The following is an 18119-nucleotide window of genomic DNA, read 5'->3' as shown; positions in this document are numbered from 1 at the left end:
TGACAGGGCAAATTTACAGGCCGGGGAGGGTAAAAAAATGTTAAAAAAGCGGTGGAGGCGATAACGGAATGTTAAAATAAAGAAAGGCTCCGGGAGGAGCCTTTCTATCATCAGAGGATGCTTTTCACTTTTTCGATGACCGTGGGGAACTGGCTGACGTCTTGCCCGCCGGCATTGGCCATGGAAGGCTGTCCGCCGCCGCCGCCTTTGATGAGGCCGGCAACCTGTTCCTTGATGATCTTCTGGGCGTTGAGGCCTTTGTTTTTCACGAGGTCGTCAGACAAAAGGACGGCCACTTGCGCTTTGCCGCCGACGTTGGCGCAGAGCACTGCCGCGAAGGGCGCGGTCAGCAGGTCTCTCAGGACGTTCGCGTAAAGCCTTACCGCATCAGCGCTGGAAGCGTCTACCACAGTGCCCACGAACTGTACGCCGTTCACGGTTTCCGCTTTTTGCGGGAGGCTGGCCGCGGCCTGTTGTACCTGTTTCAGTTCGAGGGCAGCAAGTTGCTTTTCGAGGGCCGATTTTTCGGCAACGAGCGTTTCCACGGCTTTGGCGGGCTCTTTCGGGTTTTTGACAGCCGCTTTGATTTCTTTCAACTGCGCGATCTGTTCATTAACATATGCTTCGGCCTTGGCGCCGGTAACGGCTTCCACCCTTCTCACGCCGGCCGCAACTGCGCCTTCGGAGAGGAATTTGAAGAGCCCGAGCTCGCCCGTATGGCCTACGTGCGTGCCGCCGCAAAGTTCGAGGGAATAATTGGGATCGATGGTCACCACGCGTACGGTGTCTCCGTACTTCTCGCCGAAAAGCGCCATGGCGCCCAGGCTCATGGCTTCATCGCGGGGCATTTCGCGGATGATCACGGGGATGTTTTCCCGGATTTTCCCGTTCACGATGGCTTCGATGGAGGCCAGCTCTTCGTCGGTCACTTTGGCGAAATGGGAGAAATCGAACCGGAGATATTCCGCGTTCACCAGCGAGCCTTTCTGCGCCACATGCGTGCCCAGCACCTGGCGAAGGGCGGCGTGCAGCAAGTGGGTAGCGGAGTGGTGACGGGCGATGTCCTGGCGCTTGAGCGCGTCTACTTCCGCTTTTACCGCCGCTTCCGGATGGGCCGGTAACTGGTCGGTAAAATGAACGATGAGGTCGTTTTCCTTTTTGGTATCGGTAACGGCGATGGCTTCCGTTCCAAAGTACAAGGTGCCGGTGTCGCCCACCTGCCCACCGGATTCGGCGTAGAAGGGGGTTTTGTCGAGCACGATCTGGTACTGTTTTTTGCCTTTCGCCGTGATTTGGCGGTATTTCAGCACTTTGGCGTCCGTGGTCAGTTCGGTATAGCCTACGAAAACGCCGGAAGGCTGTTCGTCCAGTACGCTCCAGTCACCCAAATCGAGGGTGGTGGCGGCGCGCGAACGGTCTTTTTGCTTTTGCAGCTCTATTTCAAACCCTTTTTCGTCGACCTCCAATCCTTTTTCCGATGCTATTAGCTTAATAAGATCGAGGGGGAGCCCATACGTATCGGAAAGTTCGAAAGCGGCGCTGCCATCGATTTTCTTCGTAGTGGATGTAGTGGTGGACGAGCTTAATGTTTCGAAGCGGTCCAGGCCGCTTTCCAATGTTCTTAAGAAACTGGTTTCTTCTTCGAACACTACTTTTTTCACGAAATCGAGCTGGTTGTACAGTTCCGGGAAAACGGTACGGAATTCTTCCGCGAGCATCGGTACCAATTCGTGCAGGAGCGGCTTTTTCACATCGAGGAAAGAGAAGTAGTAACGAACTGCCCTGCGGAGGATGCGGCGGATCACATAACCGGCCCCTGTATTGGCAGGCAGTTGCCCGTCGGCGATGGTGAAGGATATGGCGCGGATGTGATCGGCGATCACGCGGAAGGCGATGTCGGTTTTTTCGGTCTGACCGTATTTTTTGCCGCAAAGCAGCTCCGTGGCGTGGATCAGCGGGGTGAAAACGTCGGTGTCGTAATTGGACTGTTTGCCCTGGATCACGCGTACCAGGCGTTCGAAGCCCATGCCGGTGTCTACGTGCTGAGCGGGGAGAGGCACGAGGGAGCGGTCTTTCATGCGGTTGAACTGCATGAATACGTTGTTCCAGATCTCGATGACCTGCGGGTGGTCGTTGTTCACGAGGTCTTTCCCCGGAACGGCGACTCTTTCGGCGTCTGTACGGCAATCCACATGGATTTCGGTGCAGGGGCCGCAGGGGCCGGTTTCGCCCATCTCCCAGAAGTTATCCTTTTTATTGCCCAGCAGGATGCGGTCTTCCGCGATGTGGCGCTTCCAGAAATCGAAAGCGTCCGCGTCCATGGGCAGGTTTTCAGCTTCGCTGCCTTCGAAAACGGTCACGTACAGGCGGTCTTTCGGGAGTTTATACACTTCCGTCAGCAATTCCCAGCTCCAGGCGATGGCTTCTTCCTTGAAATAATCCCCGAAGCTCCAGTTCCCCAGCATCTCGAACATGGTATGGTGATAGGTGTCTATCCCCACTTCTTCCAGGTCGTTATGTTTGCCGCTCACACGGAGGCACTTCTGGGTGTCCGCGACGCGGGTCCACTGCGGCTGCTTGTTACCAAGAAAAATGTCTTTGAACTGGTTCATCCCCGCGTTGGTGAACATCAGCGTGGGGTCGTTTTTCAGTACGATCGGTGCGGAAGGGACGATGTGGTGCCCCTTGGACACGAAAAAATCCAGGAACTGTTGCCTGATCTGGGCTGCGGTCATAAAATATTAGTCGGTATTAATATCTAATTTTAGTATTATAATTGCATCCGTCCTGAAATTGGCGTTATTTTGTGATTGTCGCAAATAGGCCCGCCGAGAAAATTGAGATGCAAAAGGTTGACGTTTTAGCCTAATTCTCTTAGGTTTGCGGACCCCGGTTACAACCGTTCAATTTTTTAGCGCAAGGTGGAATGCGGTGCAAAAATATCGAAATAATCATAACTAGCTAACCGCCATTTTCCGGGGCCAATCCGCCCGGGAACCGGGTTTATAATAAATTTTAACGGGGGGCGTTCTATCGTACGCTGCTATCAACCGCTAATGGTTCATGAAGAAAGTCAAATATTTTTATAATACTCAAACGCTTAAATACGAAAAGCTCGTAGTCTCCGTCAAGGTGAAAGTCCTCCGGATCCTCGGCTTCCTGTCTGCCGCCATCGTCACCGGCATGCTCTTCCTCACGGTCTCTTACCGGTTCCTCGATTCCCCCAAGGAAACGATGCTCCGCCGCGATCTCGATAATATGCAGGAGGAATATAATACCCTGCAAGACCAGGTGAAAGAACTGAAAGGGCAGCTCGGCGAGCTTCAGCATCGCGACAACGAAATTTACCGCGTCATCTTCGAAGCCGCTCCCATCCCGGATAGCGTGCGGGCGGGGCAAGACGAGAAATCCAAAGAAAACCTCGCCCTGTCCGCCAAACCCGAAAGCGAAATCATCGCCGCCACCAAAAAAATGCTGGCGGAAATCGGGAACCGCGTCCAGCTCCAGGAAAAATCCTACCTCCAGATCGAAGATCTTATCAAGAACAAACAAAAGATGCTCGCCTCCATCCCGGCTATCCAGCCTGTGGCCAACAAGGACCTCGACAGGATCGCGTCCGGGTTCGGCTATCGCATCGACCCTATCTATAAAACCGTAAAATTCCACTCCGGCCTCGATTTCACCGCTCCTTCCGGCACGCCTATTTATGCCACGGGCGACGGTACCATCGAAGAGGCCAGCCTCAGCGACGTAGGCTACGGCAACCACGTGGTGGTGAACCACGGTTATGGCTATAAATCGCTCTACGGCCACATGGTGCGCATCAAAGCCAAGCGCGGCCAGGCCGTAAAACGGGGCGACATCCTCGGATGGGTGGGCAGCACCGGCAAATCCACCGGTCCGCACTGCCATTACGAAGTGATGAAAAACGGGGTGAAAGTAGACCCCGTGTACTTCTTTTATAATGATCTTACTCCCGAGCAATTCGACCGTATGTTGAAGATCGCGCGGTCCGGCAACCAGTCTTTCGATTAATGGAATGATTATTGAAGGAAATGGCGGTTCAGTTCATGGGATGGATTCCGTAATATTGTATCCGTAATCTTTTTCATTATCAATTAGTTTCGGTTATGATGCAGCAACTGGACTTATTCGGCCTGCCGACGCCGCCCCCGACCGCAAAGCAACCTGTGCCCGGAGTTCCCGGGGAGGAAAACGGCGCTCCTCCGGCACCGGACGCCCCGCTTGCCGCAGGTGAAACGCCGGTAAAGGGCAAAAAAAGAGGCCGGAAAAGTCTGAAAGAGCTGTCTGGCGATCCACACGTGATCCAGGAACTGGAAAAATTAACGCTCGACAAACAGTACTATTCCATCAGCGAAGTGGCCGGCATGTTCCGCGTCAACACTTCCCTGATCCGCTACTGGGAAAATGAGTTCGATATCCTCCAACCCAAAAAAAACCGGAAGGGCGACCGCCTTTTCCGGCAGGAAGATATCCAGCACCTCAAACTCATCTACCACCTGCTGCGCGAAAGAAAGTACACCATCGAAGGCGCCAAACAGAAACTCCGGGAAGACAAGCGCATCGCCTCCCGCAATTTCGAAATGGTAAAATCCCTCGAGAAAGTCAGAACGTTCCTGACGGAGTTAAAAGATCAATTATAAAACATAGGACATTATGCGTTTACACACAGTACTACTGGGATGCGGATTGTTGCTGTCTTCCGTGACCATGGGCCAGAGCAAGGCGCTCAAAGGCAAATTCGAGATGAAACAGCTCCTTTCCGACTCCTCCTACGCCTGGTTCCATAACGGCGTCAACCGCTATAACGCCAACACCACCATGGTCAACTATATCAAGACCAACAAGGATAAGATTCAACTGGTGGCTTTGGTTAACCCGGCAGACGAAGCCAGCCGCACACTCCTCCCCGAATTCTATAAAGTAATGATCCTGTCCAGCGTGCCCGAAGAATCCATCCACATGTACGCCGTGGATAATTCCGGGAACAGCGGAGACACGAAGGCAGACAGCTACAAAGTGAAAAAATATCCCACCATCATCGTGGTGCGCGACGGGAAAGAGGAAGGCCGCATCACCGGCGCCGCTTCTTCCACCGTGGAAGACGATCTGGCCAAGATCATCATGAAGATGAACGCGAAATAATTATCGTCATATACAGCGAAAAAAATCCCCTCGGGCATAGCCGGAGGGGATTTTTTGTTTCGCAGGGAAACGGATTTATGCGCTTTCCTTCATGGCCAGGCGCGCGCCGTGCTTTTCCAGGATGCGCAATGCTTCCAGGTTCACGCGCTCGCGCAACTCCAGGTACGGCGTGCCGTCGAGGATATTGGTCATGTAAATGAGTTGCAGGAGAATGGAATCTTTCCCGAAGTCGTGCAGGTTCACGCTGAAGCCGGGCTCCACATCGGGCTGCGCCTTCAGGAAAGCCTGGAGGTCTTTCACCACGGCCAGCACCGCCGCAGGAGGCGTATCGCCGGCGAGCTCCAGCTTCATGGCCACGCGCTGCTGCGTGCGCAGCGACAGGTTGTCGAGCACGCTGTCTACCATCTTTTTATTCGGAACGGTCACGAAAGTCTTTTCCAGCGTGCGGATGCGCGTGCTGCGCAGACCGATCTTTTCCACCGTTCCCTGGAAATTGTCGACCTTAACGCTGTCGCCTACACGGAATGGTTTGTCGGAAAAGATGATGAACGAGCCGATGAGGTTCTCGATGCTTTCCTTGGCGGCGAGGGCGAGGGCGGCAGCGCCGATGCCAAGACCCGCCACCAGCTTGTCTACCAGCTCTTTCCCGAAAAGTATGTAGATAAGGATTATCGCTCCGATGATATAAACGATCGCTTTGAAGAAATCGCGGAAGAAGATGACGAACTGGTCGTCGGTTTTATCGTGCGTTAGGCCGGCTTTCTTTTCCAGGATGAGCGCGAAGAAATCGATGAGTCGCAGCAGTATCCTGATGAACGTCATGCTCAGCACGATCTTCAGGACGAGCGCCAGGAGCATTTTCAACGTGAAAGGCTCGGCGCGGTTGAACACGACGATATTCAGCGCTTCGGGAAACACGAGGTGATTGCTGGCCATGATCACGGCCACCATCACCAGGAAGTATTCTATCGGCTTGAGCAGCAGCTCCACGAATTCTTTTTGCCCGATCGCGGGAGACCAGTGCCGGATAAGCCCGTACAGTGCGGCGGCGAGGCTTTTGGACAAATATCGCCGGATGAGGACAACGAAAAGAATGATGCCCGCAACGATAAGATAGTTGCGGACGGAGTTTTCGAAAAACTGTTGGTTCAGGAATTCATTCATAGCGGTGCAAATCTACGCAAATAGCGATTTCAGGTCGAGGATGCGGGAGGTATTTCCGGAAATCTGAACTACGCCGGGCGTTTTGCCTTTTTCGAAACTGCCGAACCGGTCGTCGATCCCCAGTGCCATCGCACCATTGAGGGTAGCCCATTGCAGCATGGTTTCCAAGGGGATGTGCGGGAATTTCTGGCGGAGGGTTGCTATTTCGCGCCAGATGGAAAGCTGGTGGTTGGATGCGAGACTGTCGGTCCCCAGCGTGATCGTTACGCCGGGCGTAGCCAGGAGCATGTCCACATCCGGCAGCATGCCTTCGATATACAGATTGGCGTTGGGGCAGAGGCACCAGTAGGTTTGGCCATCCCGCGCCAGCGCGGCTTCCACGTCTTGCCGGGTGGTGAAGGTGTTATGGACGAGGAGCATCGTTTGCCCCTGGTCGAAATACGGGATATAGGCGGGCAGGCTGTTGGAGCCGGTCCCGCCGATAGAGGAGGCATCCATATTGAAATGACGGTAAAATTGCAGGAATGGGCCGGTTTTGTGACGGAATAATTCGTTTTCGGCGGCGGATTCCTGGTTGTGGATGCTGATGGTGCCGTTGCTTTTGAGCCCGTTGATGAGGCGGAACAGGGTGGGCGACACGGAATAGGGCGCATGGGGGACGAGGGCAGCCGGCAGTTGCGCCTGGCGGAACTGGGCCAGTACGGCCATGGAGTGTTCCAGGCGCTGCGGGGCCGATGCGTCGGCAACGCCCATGCATTCCACGAAGGTGTGCCACACGGTCTGGTGGGCCGTCCGCCGTTTGACGGGCACGGTGGCGGCGGTGTTGGCGATGTCTCCCACGGCTACGGTCCCTTCCTGGTGCATGGCCCCGGCGGCGGCGTCTATGGCGGAATGGAGAACGTCGGCGGCGGGAGGGGTGCGGTTTTCCATGACGGCCGTGAGGAAGGCGGGGAGACCGGTGCCCTCGGGCACCGACCCTTTCATGTGCGACAGTTCAAGATGACAATGGGTGTTAATGAACCCCGGGCAAAGTATCCCATCCAATTTCACAAAATCTTCCCCTACCCACGAGCGCGGAACGAGCGCCGAAACGGTGGCGTTCTCATCCAGCACCAGCGCCCGGCCTGGGCCATGAAACTTTCTCCCGTCGAATATATCGTCTGCTGTAATCTTGATCATAAGGGTGAATTTAGGGAATGTTGGCCGGAAGCATCGCCTTCCGGCGCTTAAAATAACCGGCAAAAGCGTAATTTTGCAACCCGAACCGGCAAGGCGGGCAGGGACCAGCGGCGTAATAACGCAGGATCAAGCCCTAAATTGCTGAATTTTAATCCGGATAACCGATTTATGATAGATAAACTGGAAGCCATCAAAGGCCGATACGAACAAGTTTCCATGGCGCTTACCAACCCCGAGGTAGTAAGCGATAACAAACAATTCAGCAAGCTGAGCAAGGAATACCGCCAGCTGGAAAAAATCGTAAAGGCCTACGACGCTTATCGCAAGCTTCTTGAAGCCATCGCCTTCAATCGCGAAGTGCTCGAAAGCGGCGACGAGGAAATGCGCGAGCTGGCCAAGGAAGAAACCGAAGGCCTGGCGGAACAGAAAGATCAGATGGAGGCCGATATCCGGAACCTCCTCATCCCGAAAGACCCGCAAGACGAGAAGAACGCCATCCTCGAGATCCGCGGCGGCACCGGGGGCGACGAAGCCGCCCTTTTCGCCGGAGACCTCCTGCGCATGTACCTCCGTTATTGCGAGAACAAAGGCTGGAAAACGTCTATCATGAACGAAAACACCGGCGGCGCAGGCGGCTACAAGGAAGTAGTGGTCGAAGTGTCTGGCGATGATGTATACGGCACCCTCAAATTCGAATCCGGCGTTCACCGCGTACAGCGCGTACCCGCTACCGAGGCCTCCGGCCGCGTGCACACTTCCGCTGCTACCGTGGCGGTGCTGCCCGAAGCGGAAGAAGTGGACGTAGACGTTCGGGAAGCCGATATCAAAATGGACACCTTCCGGTCTTCCGGCGCGGGTGGCCAGCACGTAAACAAAACCGAATCGGCCGTGCGCCTCACCCACATCCCCACCGGCGTGGTGGTGGAATGCCAGGAAGGCCGCAGCCAGCACTCCAACCGCGACATCGCCATGCGCATGCTCCGGACCCGCATTTACGAAGCGGCCGTCCGCAAGCATGAAGACGCCATCGCTTCGCAACGTAAATCACTGGTTTCCACGGGCGACCGCTCCGCGAAAATCCGTACGTACAACTATCCCCAGGGCCGCGTGACCGATCACCGGATCGGTATGACCGTCTACAACCTCGATGCCTTCATGAACGGCGAGGTCGAAGAAATGATCCAGGCCCTCCAGTTCGCCGAAAACGCAGAGAAAATGAAGACCGGCGACCAGATGGGTATGTAATCCCGTCGCGTTCCGCTTCCCACGTATAGACAATTCCCTTTTGCAACAATTTGCGGAAGGGAAATGTTATTAATCCTGCGCGTATGCAGCAATTGTCGAGCTTCATAATTTATCCACCCTAAACTTTCACAAATGTTAGATCAATTAGTGCAACTGGTCCGCGAAAATGCGCAGGAAACAGTAGTAGCCAACCCTGCCATTCCCAACGAACAAAACGATGCCGTGATCGGCGAAGCGTCTCACTCCATCGCAGAAGGCCTGCAGTCTGCACTTGCCAACGGCAATGTGAAAGAAGTGATGGGCCTTTTCAACGGAAACAGCGCGCCCGATAGCGCAAACCCTTTAGTGAACGGCATCCAGGGGAATTTCGTAAAAAACCTCATGGAGAAATTCGGTCTCAACAGCGGCGCTGCCGCTTCCATCGCCGGGTCGCTCATCCCTTCCGTTTTGGGCAGCCTCGTAAAGAAAACCAATGATCCGGGAGACAGCTCTTTTTCGCTGGACGGCATCATCGGTTCCCTCACCGGCGGTTCTACCGGCGGCTTCAATCTCGGTGGTCTGCTGGGCAAGTTCGGCCTGGATAAAGACGGCGATGGCGATGTTGATATGCAAGATCTCACCGCCATGATCACGAATGGCGCCAAACAACAGCAAAGCAGCGGCGGCCTGGGCGGGCTTCTTGGTGGCCTTTTCGGGAAATGACGCATCGGGGAATAACTCCATATCTTTTAAACCGTTATCCCTTACACATTGATAAACATAAATTTATCTGCCGGAAAAAATTGTTGGCAAAGAATTTGTTTAGGCTAGCGTACTCAAACCAAAAAAATAACCAAGATGAAAAGATTGAATGCATTTGTGGCGATGGCGATGGCAGGTATCCTTGTTTTCAGCTCCTGCAGCACGTGGCAGAGCATGGACAATACGAAGAAAGGCGCCGTGATCGGCACCGGTGGCGGAGCTGCTGCCGGCGCGGTGATCGGAAAGGCCGCTGGTAACACCGCCCTGGGCGCCATCATCGGTGCCGCAGTAGGTGGCACTGCCGGCGTGCTCATCGGTAAGAAAATGGACAAGCAGGCCGAAGAAATCAAGAACGAAGTACCCAACGCCACCGTAGAACGCGTAGGCGAAGGTATCAACGTTACATTCAACTCCGGCGTACTGTTCGGCTTCGACAAATCCGACCTTACCGCTACCGCCAAATCCAACATCGAAGAACTGGCGCAAGTGCTGAACAAATACCCGGACACCCATGTTCGTGTGGAAGGCCATACGGACGATACCGGTTCCGATTCCTACAATTACGGCCTGTCCGAACGCCGGGCAAAATCCGTAGCGAACTACCTCGTTGGCCAGGGCGTTTCCGCTTCCCGCGTGCAGACTTTCTGGTACGGCGAAACCCAGCCTAAATTCCCTAACGACAGCGAAGCCAATCGCACCAAAAACCGTCGTGTGGAATTCTCCATCTTCGCAAACGACAAAATGAAGTCCGAGGCGAAGAACGAAGCTGGTCAGAAATAAGCTTTTTAGTTGAATTTTCTCATAAGCAGTTTGAAACGGTCCTCCCGGCTTTCCGGGAGGATTTTTTTTGCCATGTAGTTCATGACGAAAAAGCCGCCAGAGACCTTGTCCATGGCGGCTTTTTGTAGTATAAACCCAGTTTTACAGCGTATCGAGCCCGGCGAGGAGGATGGCGCAGGCCTGGCGGATTTCTTCCTCCGAAATGATCAGCGGCGGCACGAACCGGATGGCGTTGGATGCGAAAAGGAACCAGTCTGTAATGACGCCGTTGGCGATGCAATAATCAATGACTTTCTTGGCGGAGGGGAAATCTTCCACTTCCACGGCCAGCATGAGCCCGCGGCTCCGCACGGCCTTGATCTTCGGATGTTGCAGCAGGCTGAGGAACAGTTTTTCCTTATCGAAAACGCCGTCGATCATGTTTTCGGAAAGCAGCGCCTTCATGCCCGCGAGCCCTGCGGCGCAGGCCACGGGGTGGCCGCCGAAGGTAGTGATATGGCCGAGAACGGGCTGGTTCGTCAGGCTCCACATGATATCGCGGTCGGCGATGAAAGCGCCCAGGGGCATCCCGCCGCCGAGGGCTTTGCCCAGCAGCAGTACGTCGGGGACGATGCCGTATTGTTCGAAGGCCCACAGGGTGCCGTTCCGGCCAAGCCCGCATTGTATCTCGTCGAGGATGAGCAGCGTACCGGTTTCGGTGCAGCGGCGGCGGAGGGCTTGCATCCATTCCACGGAAGGTGCCAGCACGCCCGCTTCGGCTTGTACCGTTTCTGCGATCACACAGGCCGTGCGGTGGGTGATCTGTTCGAGCATGCCCATGTCGTTATGCTGCAAATGCAGTACATCGGGCAGGAGAGGGCGGTAGGCGTTGCGCCAGTATTCGTCGCCGATGATGCTCAGTGAGCCCTGTGTGGACCCATGGTAGCTGTTTTTGAATGCGATCACGCCGGTGCGGCCGGTGTGGCGCTTGGCCAGCTTCATGGCGCCTTCGGTGGCTTCGCTGCCGGAATTCGTGAAGTATACGGAGTTGAGGGAACCGGGGAGGTGTTGGGTGAGGAAAGTGGCGTACTGTACCTGCGGCGATTGTACGAACTCGCCGTACACGATCAGGTGCATGTAAGCGGCCGCCTGTTCCTGGATGGCTTTCACGACGGCAGGGTGGCAATGGCCGACGTTACAGACGCTGATGCCCGCGATCATGTCGAGGTATTGCTTGCCCGAAGCGTCCCACATATGCATTCCCTGCGCCTTTACCATCTCGAGCGCCAGCGGGGCGTCGGATGTTTGCGCCACGTGCTGTAAAAAAAGCTGCCTGTTATTCATTGGGGCGAAGTTAGTGAAGTTCTATATTTGTATCATGCCAGTAATATTACCAGTAAAGGGTGTACACCCGCAAATGGGCGACAATTGCTTCATTGCGCCGAATGCCACCATCGTGGGCGATGTGGTGATGGGAAAGGATTGCAGCGTTTGGTTCAATGCCGTGGTCCGGGGAGATGTGAACAGCATCCGCATGGGCGATAAAGTCAATATCCAGGATGGCGCCGTGATCCATGCTACTTACCAGAAAACGAAAACCATCATCGGCAACAACGTATCCATTGGCCACAACGCGATCGTGCATGGCTGCACGGTGGAGGATAACGTGCTGATCGGGATGGGCGCCATCGTGATGGACAATGCCCGGATCGGTTCCAATACCATCATCGCCGCCGGGGCCGTGGTGCTGGAAAATACGCAGGTGGAAGCGGGATGCATCTATGCCGGGGTGCCCGCCAAAAAGGTGAAAACCATCTCCCAGGAGCTCATTTCCGGGGAAATCGACCGCATCGCCAACAACTACATCATGTACGCCGACTGGTTCCGCGACCAGGTGTAGTCATGTTATGAATAATTATTATATTGCAGGTCTAATCCCGGACCTATGAAATCAAAATGGACGATTGGGCTGTGGGCGGCATTCCTGTTGGCGGGATGCGCCTCCCAGAAGCAAGGCTGCCCTGGCAGCACATTCTATAATTCCGGCAATATGAAACAGAACGCCAAGGCCGGCAAACAAATGAAACTTTTCTAAAACCCCCGTCCATGCGGCATCTTGTCATTTGCCTGATCGTCATATCCGCACTGGGAGCGGGCTGCAGATCTCAGAAAACCGGCTGTCCCACCCCAAAGCGCAACCTCGGTGCCGAAAAGGTATTCGATGAAATGAACGCCCCGAAGAAAAAGGGATTGTTCAGGCGGCGGTGATTCTCGTGCCGGGGAAAAAAGGCCTATCCCCGGAAATCAATCGTATTCATGCGCATTGATCGTGGCCAGCACGGTAGCATAGCTGACATACCGGTCGATATCGATGTCCCCCCTTTCCACGGCGGCTTTCACGGCGCAGCCGGGCTCGTCGAGGTGGAGGCAGTTGTTGAACTGGCATTGGGGGATATATTCCTGCATCTCGAGATAGTAATGTGAAAGCTCCGCTTTCGGAATATCCACGATCCCGAATTCCCGGACGCCGGGCGTATCGATGAGCCGGCCGCCATTGGGCAGGTCGAACATCTCGGCGAAGGTGGTGGTATGTAAACCTTTTCCGCTCCATCCGCTCACCTGCTTCGTTTTCAGTTGCAGGCCGGGCATCAGCCCGTTGATGATGGTGCTCTTGCCCACGCCGGAATGGCCGGAAATGAGGGTGGTCTTATCTTTCAGCAATTCTCCCAATTCGTCGATCCCGATCCCTTTCGCTGCGCCCGTCAGCAAAACGGTATACCCGATCTGCTCATAAACTTCCTTCCAATGTTCGAACTGCTCCATTTCCTTGTCGCGGTACACGTCCATTTTGTTGAACACGAGGATGACGGGAATATGGTATGCGGCGGCGGTAACGAGAAAGCGGTCGATGAACCCCTGGGAGGTGCGCGGCTCCCTCACGGTTGCCACGAGCACCGCCTGGTCGAGGTTGGCGGCTACGATATGTTTTTTGTGCTTGCCCTGCGGCGAACTGCGAACGATGTAATTATGCCGTTTTTCGATGCCGGTGATGATGGCCGTACCTTCCTCGCCGTCTGTCTCCAGTTGGATTTCGACATGGTCGCCGACGGCGATGGGGTTGGTAGACGTGATGTCTTCATCGATTTTGAAGATGCCTTTGATACGCGCCTGGTAAAAAGCGCCCTCGTCCGTTTTCACGGAATACCAACTGCCGGTGGATTTATAGATCGTTGCTTGCACGGTGTAAAGATAAAGCAAATCCGGACTAGGGCAGCCGCTTGAAAAGCGTATACCGCAGCACGGCCTCCAGCAACAGTGCCGCCAGGGCGATCATGGCCAGTGGAAAGAAATGCTCCTTGAAGCGCCGGTAAGACGTGATTTCCACTTTGGTGCGCTCCATTTTATCGATTTCGTGGTAGATGTCTTGCAGGGAAGCGTTGTTGGTGGCCCTGAAATACCGTCCGCCGGTTTCGGTGGCGATCTTTTTCATGAGGGGCTCGTCGATCTGCACGTCCACCATTTGCATTTGCACGCTGCCGTCGGGCATGGTGGCGGGCGAGGGGGCTTTGCCGATGGTGCCTACGCCGATGGTGTAGACTTTCACTTTATATGCTTTGGCGATTTCGAGGGCGGTGAGCGGGTCTACGAGGCCGGTGTTGTTCACCCCGTCCGTCAATAAGATCACCACTTTGCTTTTGGCTTTGCTTTCGCGGAGGCGGTCTACGGAGGTGGCGAGCCCCATCCCGATGGCCGTCCCGTCTTGCAACATCCCGCTGCGGATGGCCATGAGCTGCTGTTTGAGCACGCCATGGTCGGAGGTGATGGGGCATTGCGTGAAGCTTTCGCCGGAGAAGATCACCAGGCCGATGCGGTCGCTGATGCGGCTGTCCACGAAATCCATCGCTGTTTTCTTGGCGGCTTCCATCCGGTTGGGCCGGAGGTCTTCGGCGAGCATGGAGCCGGAAATGTCGATCCCCAGTACGATGTCGATGCCTTCGCTGTCGATGTTTTCAGAAGTGTTGGACGTTTGCGGCCTTGCCAGTGCGGTCACCAGCGCGGCGAACGCGATGATGCGCAGGGCGGGGAGGATGGGCCGGAAACGGATTTTCCAGGAAACGGGAATGCCTTTGAGGCCTTGCAGCGACGAGACTTTCACCGATCCCTGGAACTTGCGGCCGGCGCTCACGCTCCACCAGATAAAGGCGGGGATGAGCAGCAGCAGCCAGAAGAAGGCCGGGTGTGCGAATTCAATATTTTTCCAGAGTTCCGCGTTCATGAGTGGTATTACGAATTTGTGCCGATGGCCGGCTGTTCGGTTTTGGGCAGGGCGGAGGCGCGCGTCCATTCCACCACGGCCCTGGCCTTGCGCAGCGAGTCTTCATGCTCCTGCGGCGAAGGCTGGAGCTTGGCGAACTTGGCGAGATCGGCCAGGCTGAGGACGGCGTAAATTTCGTTGCGCTGCTGATTGAGGATGGTGACCGGCTTGATGTCGTCCATCAGTTCCGCCGTGGTCTGTTCCATGGCCGGTATGTTGAACTGCTGCTCGAAGTAATTGCGCAGCACGTCTGTCAGCGAAGTGTAATAGCCTTTGACGTCCGTTTGCCAGGGCTGTTCTTTCTCCAGTTTGTCCAACGCTTCCACCGCGCGTTCGAACGGCGATTTGGAAGGCACTACGGGCAATGGTTTCGGCGCTTTCTTGCGGTTGCGCCACATGGTGAAGTACAATACGATGGCCGTGATGAGCAGGAATCCGCCCAAAATAAGGAACCAGTAATCCAGCCAGTTGAACCCCACCACGCGCAGGGGCTTGATGGGCTTGAAGGCTTTGGTGGTGTCTACGGCCACGGTGCTAACATCGATGAAAATGGGATCGGTGAACACGGAGTCGTAAGACCCGTCGGTTACCGAATACACTTCGAATTTCATGGGCGGCAGTTCCCACCGGCCGGAATCGAAACTGGTGAAGGTGACGGTTTGCCGCCAGATCCGCTGGTTGTCGTTAGAACCGGTCGTGTCCAGCTGTGTGCGTTCCACGAGCTCGATGTGGTTGCTCGAATCGGGGATGTTGGGGAAGATCACTTTGATGTTGGCGCCTTTGAGGGCGTACAGCATCACCTTGGCGGTAAGGTCTACCTTCACGGATTCGCCGATGCGGATACGCGTGGTGTCGGCCTTGGCCGTTACCTTGAAGTAATCTTCGTATTGGACCGGCTCTTCCTTGTCTTGCGCCCGGGCGCCGGCAAAGATGCAACAAAGGAGGACGGTGGTGAATATGTTCTTGATGGATTTCATCCGGTCTTGATCGTACTTCGTTTATCGGTTATACCCTGTTCAGGAAAAATGTCTGTAAAGCTTTCACGTAATCTTCATCGGTGCGGATGCTGATCAGTTCGGCGCCGCTTTTCATGAAAGCGTTGCGGCAATATTGCGCGTGTTGCTGGAACTGGCGGTCGTAATATTCCCGCACTTTCCGGTCGCTGGAATCCACCCACTGCGAAGCGCCGGTTTCGGCGTCGGTCATGCGGATGAGCCCTGCGTCGGGGAGCTCTTTGTCGCGGCGGTCGTACACCTGCACGCCTACTACATCGTGCCGTTTGGAGGCGATGTTGAGGGCATCCTGGTAATTCCCGGAAAAGAAATCGCTCAGGAGGAACACGATGCTTTTCTTTTTGGTGGCGTTGTTGAAGAACCGGAGGGTTTCGGCGATGTTGGTGCCTTTTTTCTTCGGTTCGAACGACAGCAGTTCGCGGATGATGAAGAGGATGTGCGATTTCCCTTTCTTCGGCGGAATGTATTTTTCCATGCCGTCGCTGAAAAAGATGACGCCAACCTTGTCGTTATTCTTGATGGCGGAAAACGCGAGTACGGCGCACAGCTCGGTAACGAGGCTGCGCTTGGTCTGGCGCGTGGTGCCGAAGGTTTCGCTTTCGCTCACGTCTACCAGCAGCAGCACGGTCAGTTCGCGTTCTTCTTCGAATATCTTGATGTAGGGGCTGTTGAAGCGTGCGGTCACGTTCCAGTCGATGGCCCTTACGTCGTCGCCGAAATGGTAGTCGCGCACTTCGCTGAAAGACATACCGCGGCCTTTGAAGGCCGAGTGGTATTCTCCGGCGAAGATGTGGTTGGTCAGCCCTTTGGTCTTTATTTCCAGCTGGCGGACCTTTTTGAGTATTTCTGCAGTGTCCATCTGATGGCGGGTTTAAAGGGATCAGGGCACTTCCACGGCGTTGAGTATCTCGCTGAGGATGTTTTCGCTGGTCACGTTTTCGGCTTCGGCTTCGTAGGTGAGGCCTACGCGGTGGCGCATCACGTCGAAGCAAACGCTGCGGACGTCTTCGGGGATCACGTATCCGCGGCGCTTCGTAAAGGCGTACGCTTTGGAAGCGAGGGCCAGGTTGATGGAGGCGCGGGGCGATCCGCCGTAGGCGATGAGCGGTTTCAGTTTACCGAGTTTATAATCTTCCGGGTTACGGGTGGCGAACACGACGTCGAGGATATATTGTTCGATCTTTTCGTCCATATATACCTGGCGAACGAGCTTGCGGGCTTCGAGGATTTCCTCGGGGCGTACCACAGGGCTGATCTTCGCCTGCCCTTCCGGGGCAAGGTTTTGCCGGATGATGTGGCGTTCTTCTTCCTTGGTGGGGTAGCCGATCACGACTTTGAGCATGAAACGGTCTACCTGTGCTTCCGGGAGGGTGTAAGTGCCTTCCTGCTCGATGGGGTTTTGCGTGGCGAGCACGAGGAACGGTTCTTCGAGTTTGAAGGTAGTGTCTCCGATGGTCACCTGTTTTTCCTGCATGGCTTCGAGGAGGGCGCTTTGCACTTTGGCGGGGGCGCGGTTGATCTCGTCTGCCAGGATGAAATTGGCGAAGATGGGACCTTTGCGGACCATGAACTCGTTTCGTTGCTGGTTATAGATCATGGTGCCCACCACGTCTGCCGGCAACAGGTCGGGAGTGAACTGGATGCGGGAGAATTTGGCGTCGATGGCGGAAGACAGGGATTTGATGGAGAGCGTTTTGGCGAGGCCGGGCACGCCTTCGAGGAGTACGTGGCCCTGGGCGAGCAGGCCGATCATGAGGCGCTCCACCATGTATTTCTGGCCTACGATCACTTTGTTGATCTCCATGTTAAGGAGGTCTACGAAGGAGCTGGCCTGGTGAATCTTTTCGTTGATCTGCCGGATGTCGTACGAGGTATTTTCCATGAATTGTTATTTCAAGGTTGCTAAAATAAGGATTCTGCCATTTAAACCTACTCCCATAGCGGGATTCCGCAGTTAAAAACCTGTTAAATCGGGCGCCGGAGGGATTTCCTGTTAAAGCAGATATGGTTTATAAAAAATTCCAATTTAAGAATACGGATCGATATTTACATTGATTTTTTGCGTAAACCGTACATTTGTCGTCCGTTAGCCCTGCAATACAAATGCCAGACAGGGCGGCGCATCATAAACCAATTGAAAATGAACAACGACGATTTTAATATACGCTGGAAAAAAGTGGAAGACCTGCTCACCGCCCGTTTCGGCAAAATGCCCAATTTCGAGGGAGTGCTCATGCTGATCGGGGTGCAGGAAGTGAACCTCCCGAAGAAGAAATTCACGAAAGAGCAGAAGCAGGACCTCATGCACGTGGCGGTTTGCGTATTGCTGTCGCGCAGCGGCTATTTTGAGCCGGAAGGGCGGGATAAGGACGGATGGCCGCATTTCAAGGAAGTTCATCCGGTGCCCAAAATGGGGATGGAAGAGCAGGAACGGTTCCTGAAAGCGCATATTATCGACTATTTCGAAGAAGGGGAGGAATAAGCCCGGCCCCGCAACCGGGCCGAAGTGTGCGACGCAACGGCGGCCCGGCCCTGCA

General features: G+C 55.0%; 18 protein-coding genes. 9 read left to right on the top strand and 9 right to left on the bottom strand.

Annotated features, from left to right (window positions below):
• Nucleotides 1-110: 110 nt before the first annotated feature.
• Nucleotides 111-2735 (bottom strand): alanine--tRNA ligase, encoded by a 2625-nt coding sequence (gene alaS, locus EJ361_RS06415; protein ID WP_126244527.1) that lies wholly within the window; start codon nt 2733-2735, stop codon nt 111-113.
• Between the two features lie 328 nt (nt 2736-3063).
• On the opposite strand from alaS, the gene EJ361_RS06410 reads away from it, so the two are divergent.
• From EJ361_RS06410 to EJ361_RS06400, 3 genes are all read left to right on the top strand, one after another.
• Nucleotides 3064-4035 carry a M23 family metallopeptidase gene (locus EJ361_RS06410; protein ID WP_126244526.1) on the top strand — a complete coding sequence of 324 codons (972 nt, stop codon included), beginning with the start codon at nt 3064-3066 and terminating at the stop codon, nt 4033-4035.
• 95 nt (nt 4036-4130) lie between these two features.
• Nucleotides 4131-4664, top strand: coding sequence for a MerR family transcriptional regulator (locus EJ361_RS06405; protein WP_240646558.1), 534 nt, complete (start codon nt 4131-4133; stop codon nt 4662-4664).
• 13 nt (nt 4665-4677) lie between these two features.
• Nucleotides 4678-5166, top strand: a complete 489-nt coding sequence (locus tag EJ361_RS06400) for a YbbN family protein (RefSeq protein ID WP_126244525.1) — start codon at nt 4678-4680, stop codon at nt 5164-5166.
• A gap of 75 nt (nt 5167-5241) precedes the next feature.
• Here EJ361_RS06400 and EJ361_RS06395 read toward each other — a convergent pair whose 3' ends face one another.
• Both EJ361_RS06395 and EJ361_RS06390 read right to left on the bottom strand, forming a co-directional pair.
• Nucleotides 5242-6330 carry a mechanosensitive ion channel family protein gene (locus EJ361_RS06395; RefSeq protein WP_126244524.1) on the bottom strand — a complete coding sequence of 363 codons (1089 nt, stop codon included), beginning with the start codon at nt 6328-6330 and terminating at the stop codon, nt 5242-5244.
• A 12-nt stretch (nt 6331-6342) separates the two neighbouring features.
• The gene (locus EJ361_RS06390; RefSeq protein WP_126244523.1) at nt 6343-7509 is read right to left on the bottom strand and encodes an amidohydrolase family protein; all 1167 of its coding nucleotides are present in this window, start codon (nt 7507-7509) and stop codon (nt 6343-6345) included.
• 168 nt (nt 7510-7677) lie between these two features.
• Between EJ361_RS06390 and prfA the strand changes: the two genes are divergently transcribed.
• From prfA to EJ361_RS06375, 3 genes are all read left to right on the top strand, one after another.
• Complete coding sequence (gene prfA, locus EJ361_RS06385; protein ID WP_126244522.1) at nt 7678-8754, top strand: peptide chain release factor 1; 1077 nt, start codon at nt 7678-7680, stop codon at nt 8752-8754.
• A gap of 132 nt (nt 8755-8886) precedes the next feature.
• Entirely contained in the window at nt 8887-9456 is a 570-nt protein-coding gene (locus tag EJ361_RS06380; RefSeq protein ID WP_126244521.1) for a DUF937 domain-containing protein, read from the top strand.
• 135 nt (nt 9457-9591) lie between these two features.
• Complete coding sequence (locus tag EJ361_RS06375) at nt 9592-10275, top strand: OmpA family protein (RefSeq protein WP_126244520.1); 684 nt, start codon at nt 9592-9594, stop codon at nt 10273-10275.
• Between the two features lie 141 nt (nt 10276-10416).
• Here EJ361_RS06375 and EJ361_RS06370 read toward each other — a convergent pair whose 3' ends face one another.
• Nucleotides 10417-11598, bottom strand: a complete 1182-nt coding sequence (locus EJ361_RS06370; protein WP_126244519.1) for an aspartate aminotransferase family protein — start codon at nt 11596-11598, stop codon at nt 10417-10419.
• Between the two features lie 34 nt (nt 11599-11632).
• Here EJ361_RS06370 and EJ361_RS06365 point away from each other — a divergent pair, with 34 nt between their 5' ends.
• Both EJ361_RS06365 and EJ361_RS25560 read left to right on the top strand, forming a co-directional pair.
• Nucleotides 11633-12154, top strand: a complete 522-nt coding sequence (locus EJ361_RS06365) for a gamma carbonic anhydrase family protein (protein WP_126244518.1) — start codon at nt 11633-11635, stop codon at nt 12152-12154.
• Between the two features lie 45 nt (nt 12155-12199).
• Complete coding sequence (locus EJ361_RS25560; RefSeq protein ID WP_164714112.1) at nt 12200-12349, top strand: hypothetical protein; 150 nt, start codon at nt 12200-12202, stop codon at nt 12347-12349.
• A 209-nt stretch (nt 12350-12558) separates the two neighbouring features.
• Here EJ361_RS25560 and rsgA read toward each other — a convergent pair whose 3' ends face one another.
• The 5 genes from rsgA to EJ361_RS06340 are packed head-to-tail and all read right to left on the bottom strand — an operon-like array spanning nt 12559 to nt 17464.
• Nucleotides 12559-13494: a ribosome small subunit-dependent GTPase A gene (gene rsgA / locus EJ361_RS06360; RefSeq protein ID WP_126244517.1), complete on the bottom strand. Its 936-nt coding sequence runs from the start codon at nt 13492-13494 to the stop codon at nt 12559-12561.
• A gap of 25 nt (nt 13495-13519) precedes the next feature.
• Nucleotides 13520-14530: a vWA domain-containing protein gene (locus tag EJ361_RS06355; RefSeq protein ID WP_126244516.1), complete on the bottom strand. Its 1011-nt coding sequence runs from the start codon at nt 14528-14530 to the stop codon at nt 13520-13522.
• Nucleotides 14531-14538: 8 nt separating this feature from the next.
• The gene (locus EJ361_RS06350) at nt 14539-15546 is read right to left on the bottom strand and encodes a hypothetical protein (protein ID WP_126244515.1); all 1008 of its coding nucleotides are present in this window, start codon (nt 15544-15546) and stop codon (nt 14539-14541) included.
• Between the two features lie 28 nt (nt 15547-15574).
• Nucleotides 15575-16441, bottom strand: coding sequence for a DUF58 domain-containing protein (locus EJ361_RS06345; protein ID WP_126244514.1), 867 nt, complete (start codon nt 16439-16441; stop codon nt 15575-15577).
• A gap of 21 nt (nt 16442-16462) precedes the next feature.
• The gene (locus EJ361_RS06340; RefSeq protein ID WP_126244513.1) at nt 16463-17464 is read right to left on the bottom strand and encodes an AAA family ATPase; all 1002 of its coding nucleotides are present in this window, start codon (nt 17462-17464) and stop codon (nt 16463-16465) included.
• A 258-nt stretch (nt 17465-17722) separates the two neighbouring features.
• On the opposite strand from EJ361_RS06340, the gene EJ361_RS06335 reads away from it, so the two are divergent.
• Nucleotides 17723-18064, top strand: coding sequence for a hypothetical protein (locus tag EJ361_RS06335; protein WP_126244512.1), 342 nt, complete (start codon nt 17723-17725; stop codon nt 18062-18064).
• Nucleotides 18065-18119: the final 55 nt, after the last annotated feature.

The organism is Chitinophaga rhizosphaerae, from assembly GCF_003958645.1.
In the GTDB taxonomy this organism is placed as follows: domain Bacteria; phylum Bacteroidota; class Bacteroidia; order Chitinophagales; family Chitinophagaceae; genus Chitinophaga; species Chitinophaga rhizosphaerae.
Note: the sequence above shows the minus strand (reverse complement) of the source record. Positions and strands in the feature narration are given on the sequence as shown.

Excerpts from the sequence above, each read along its gene's own strand:
- alaS (WP_126244527.1), bottom strand. The coding sequence starts at position 2,735 with ATGACCGCAGCCCAGATCAGGCAACAGTTCCTGGATTTTTTCGTGTCC.
- EJ361_RS06410 (WP_126244526.1), top strand. The coding sequence starts at position 3,064 with ATGAAGAAAGTCAAATATTTTTATAATACTCAAACGCTTAAATACGAA.
- EJ361_RS06405 (WP_240646558.1), top strand. The coding sequence starts at position 4,131 with ATGATGCAGCAACTGGACTTATTCGGCCTGCCGACGCCGCCCCCGACC.
- EJ361_RS06400 (WP_126244525.1), top strand. The coding sequence starts at position 4,678 with ATGCGTTTACACACAGTACTACTGGGATGCGGATTGTTGCTGTCTTCC.
- EJ361_RS06395 (WP_126244524.1), bottom strand. The coding sequence starts at position 6,330 with ATGAATGAATTCCTGAACCAACAGTTTTTCGAAAACTCCGTCCGCAAC.
- EJ361_RS06390 (WP_126244523.1), bottom strand. The coding sequence starts at position 7,509 with ATGATCAAGATTACAGCAGACGATATATTCGACGGGAGAAAGTTTCAT.
- prfA (WP_126244522.1), top strand. The coding sequence starts at position 7,678 with ATGATAGATAAACTGGAAGCCATCAAAGGCCGATACGAACAAGTTTCC.
- EJ361_RS06380 (WP_126244521.1), top strand. The coding sequence starts at position 8,887 with ATGTTAGATCAATTAGTGCAACTGGTCCGCGAAAATGCGCAGGAAACA.
- EJ361_RS06375 (WP_126244520.1), top strand. The coding sequence starts at position 9,592 with ATGAAAAGATTGAATGCATTTGTGGCGATGGCGATGGCAGGTATCCTT.
- EJ361_RS06370 (WP_126244519.1), bottom strand. The coding sequence starts at position 11,598 with ATGAATAACAGGCAGCTTTTTTTACAGCACGTGGCGCAAACATCCGAC.
- EJ361_RS06365 (WP_126244518.1), top strand. The coding sequence starts at position 11,633 with ATGCCAGTAATATTACCAGTAAAGGGTGTACACCCGCAAATGGGCGAC.
- EJ361_RS25560 (WP_164714112.1), top strand. The coding sequence starts at position 12,200 with ATGAAATCAAAATGGACGATTGGGCTGTGGGCGGCATTCCTGTTGGCG.
- EJ361_RS06355 (WP_126244516.1), bottom strand. The coding sequence starts at position 14,530 with ATGAACGCGGAACTCTGGAAAAATATTGAATTCGCACACCCGGCCTTC.
- EJ361_RS06350 (WP_126244515.1), bottom strand. The coding sequence starts at position 15,546 with ATGAAATCCATCAAGAACATATTCACCACCGTCCTCCTTTGTTGCATC.
- EJ361_RS06345 (WP_126244514.1), bottom strand. The coding sequence starts at position 16,441 with ATGGACACTGCAGAAATACTCAAAAAGGTCCGCCAGCTGGAAATAAAG.
- EJ361_RS06340 (WP_126244513.1), bottom strand. The coding sequence starts at position 17,464 with ATGGAAAATACCTCGTACGACATCCGGCAGATCAACGAAAAGATTCAC.
- EJ361_RS06335 (WP_126244512.1), top strand. The coding sequence starts at position 17,723 with ATGAACAACGACGATTTTAATATACGCTGGAAAAAAGTGGAAGACCTG.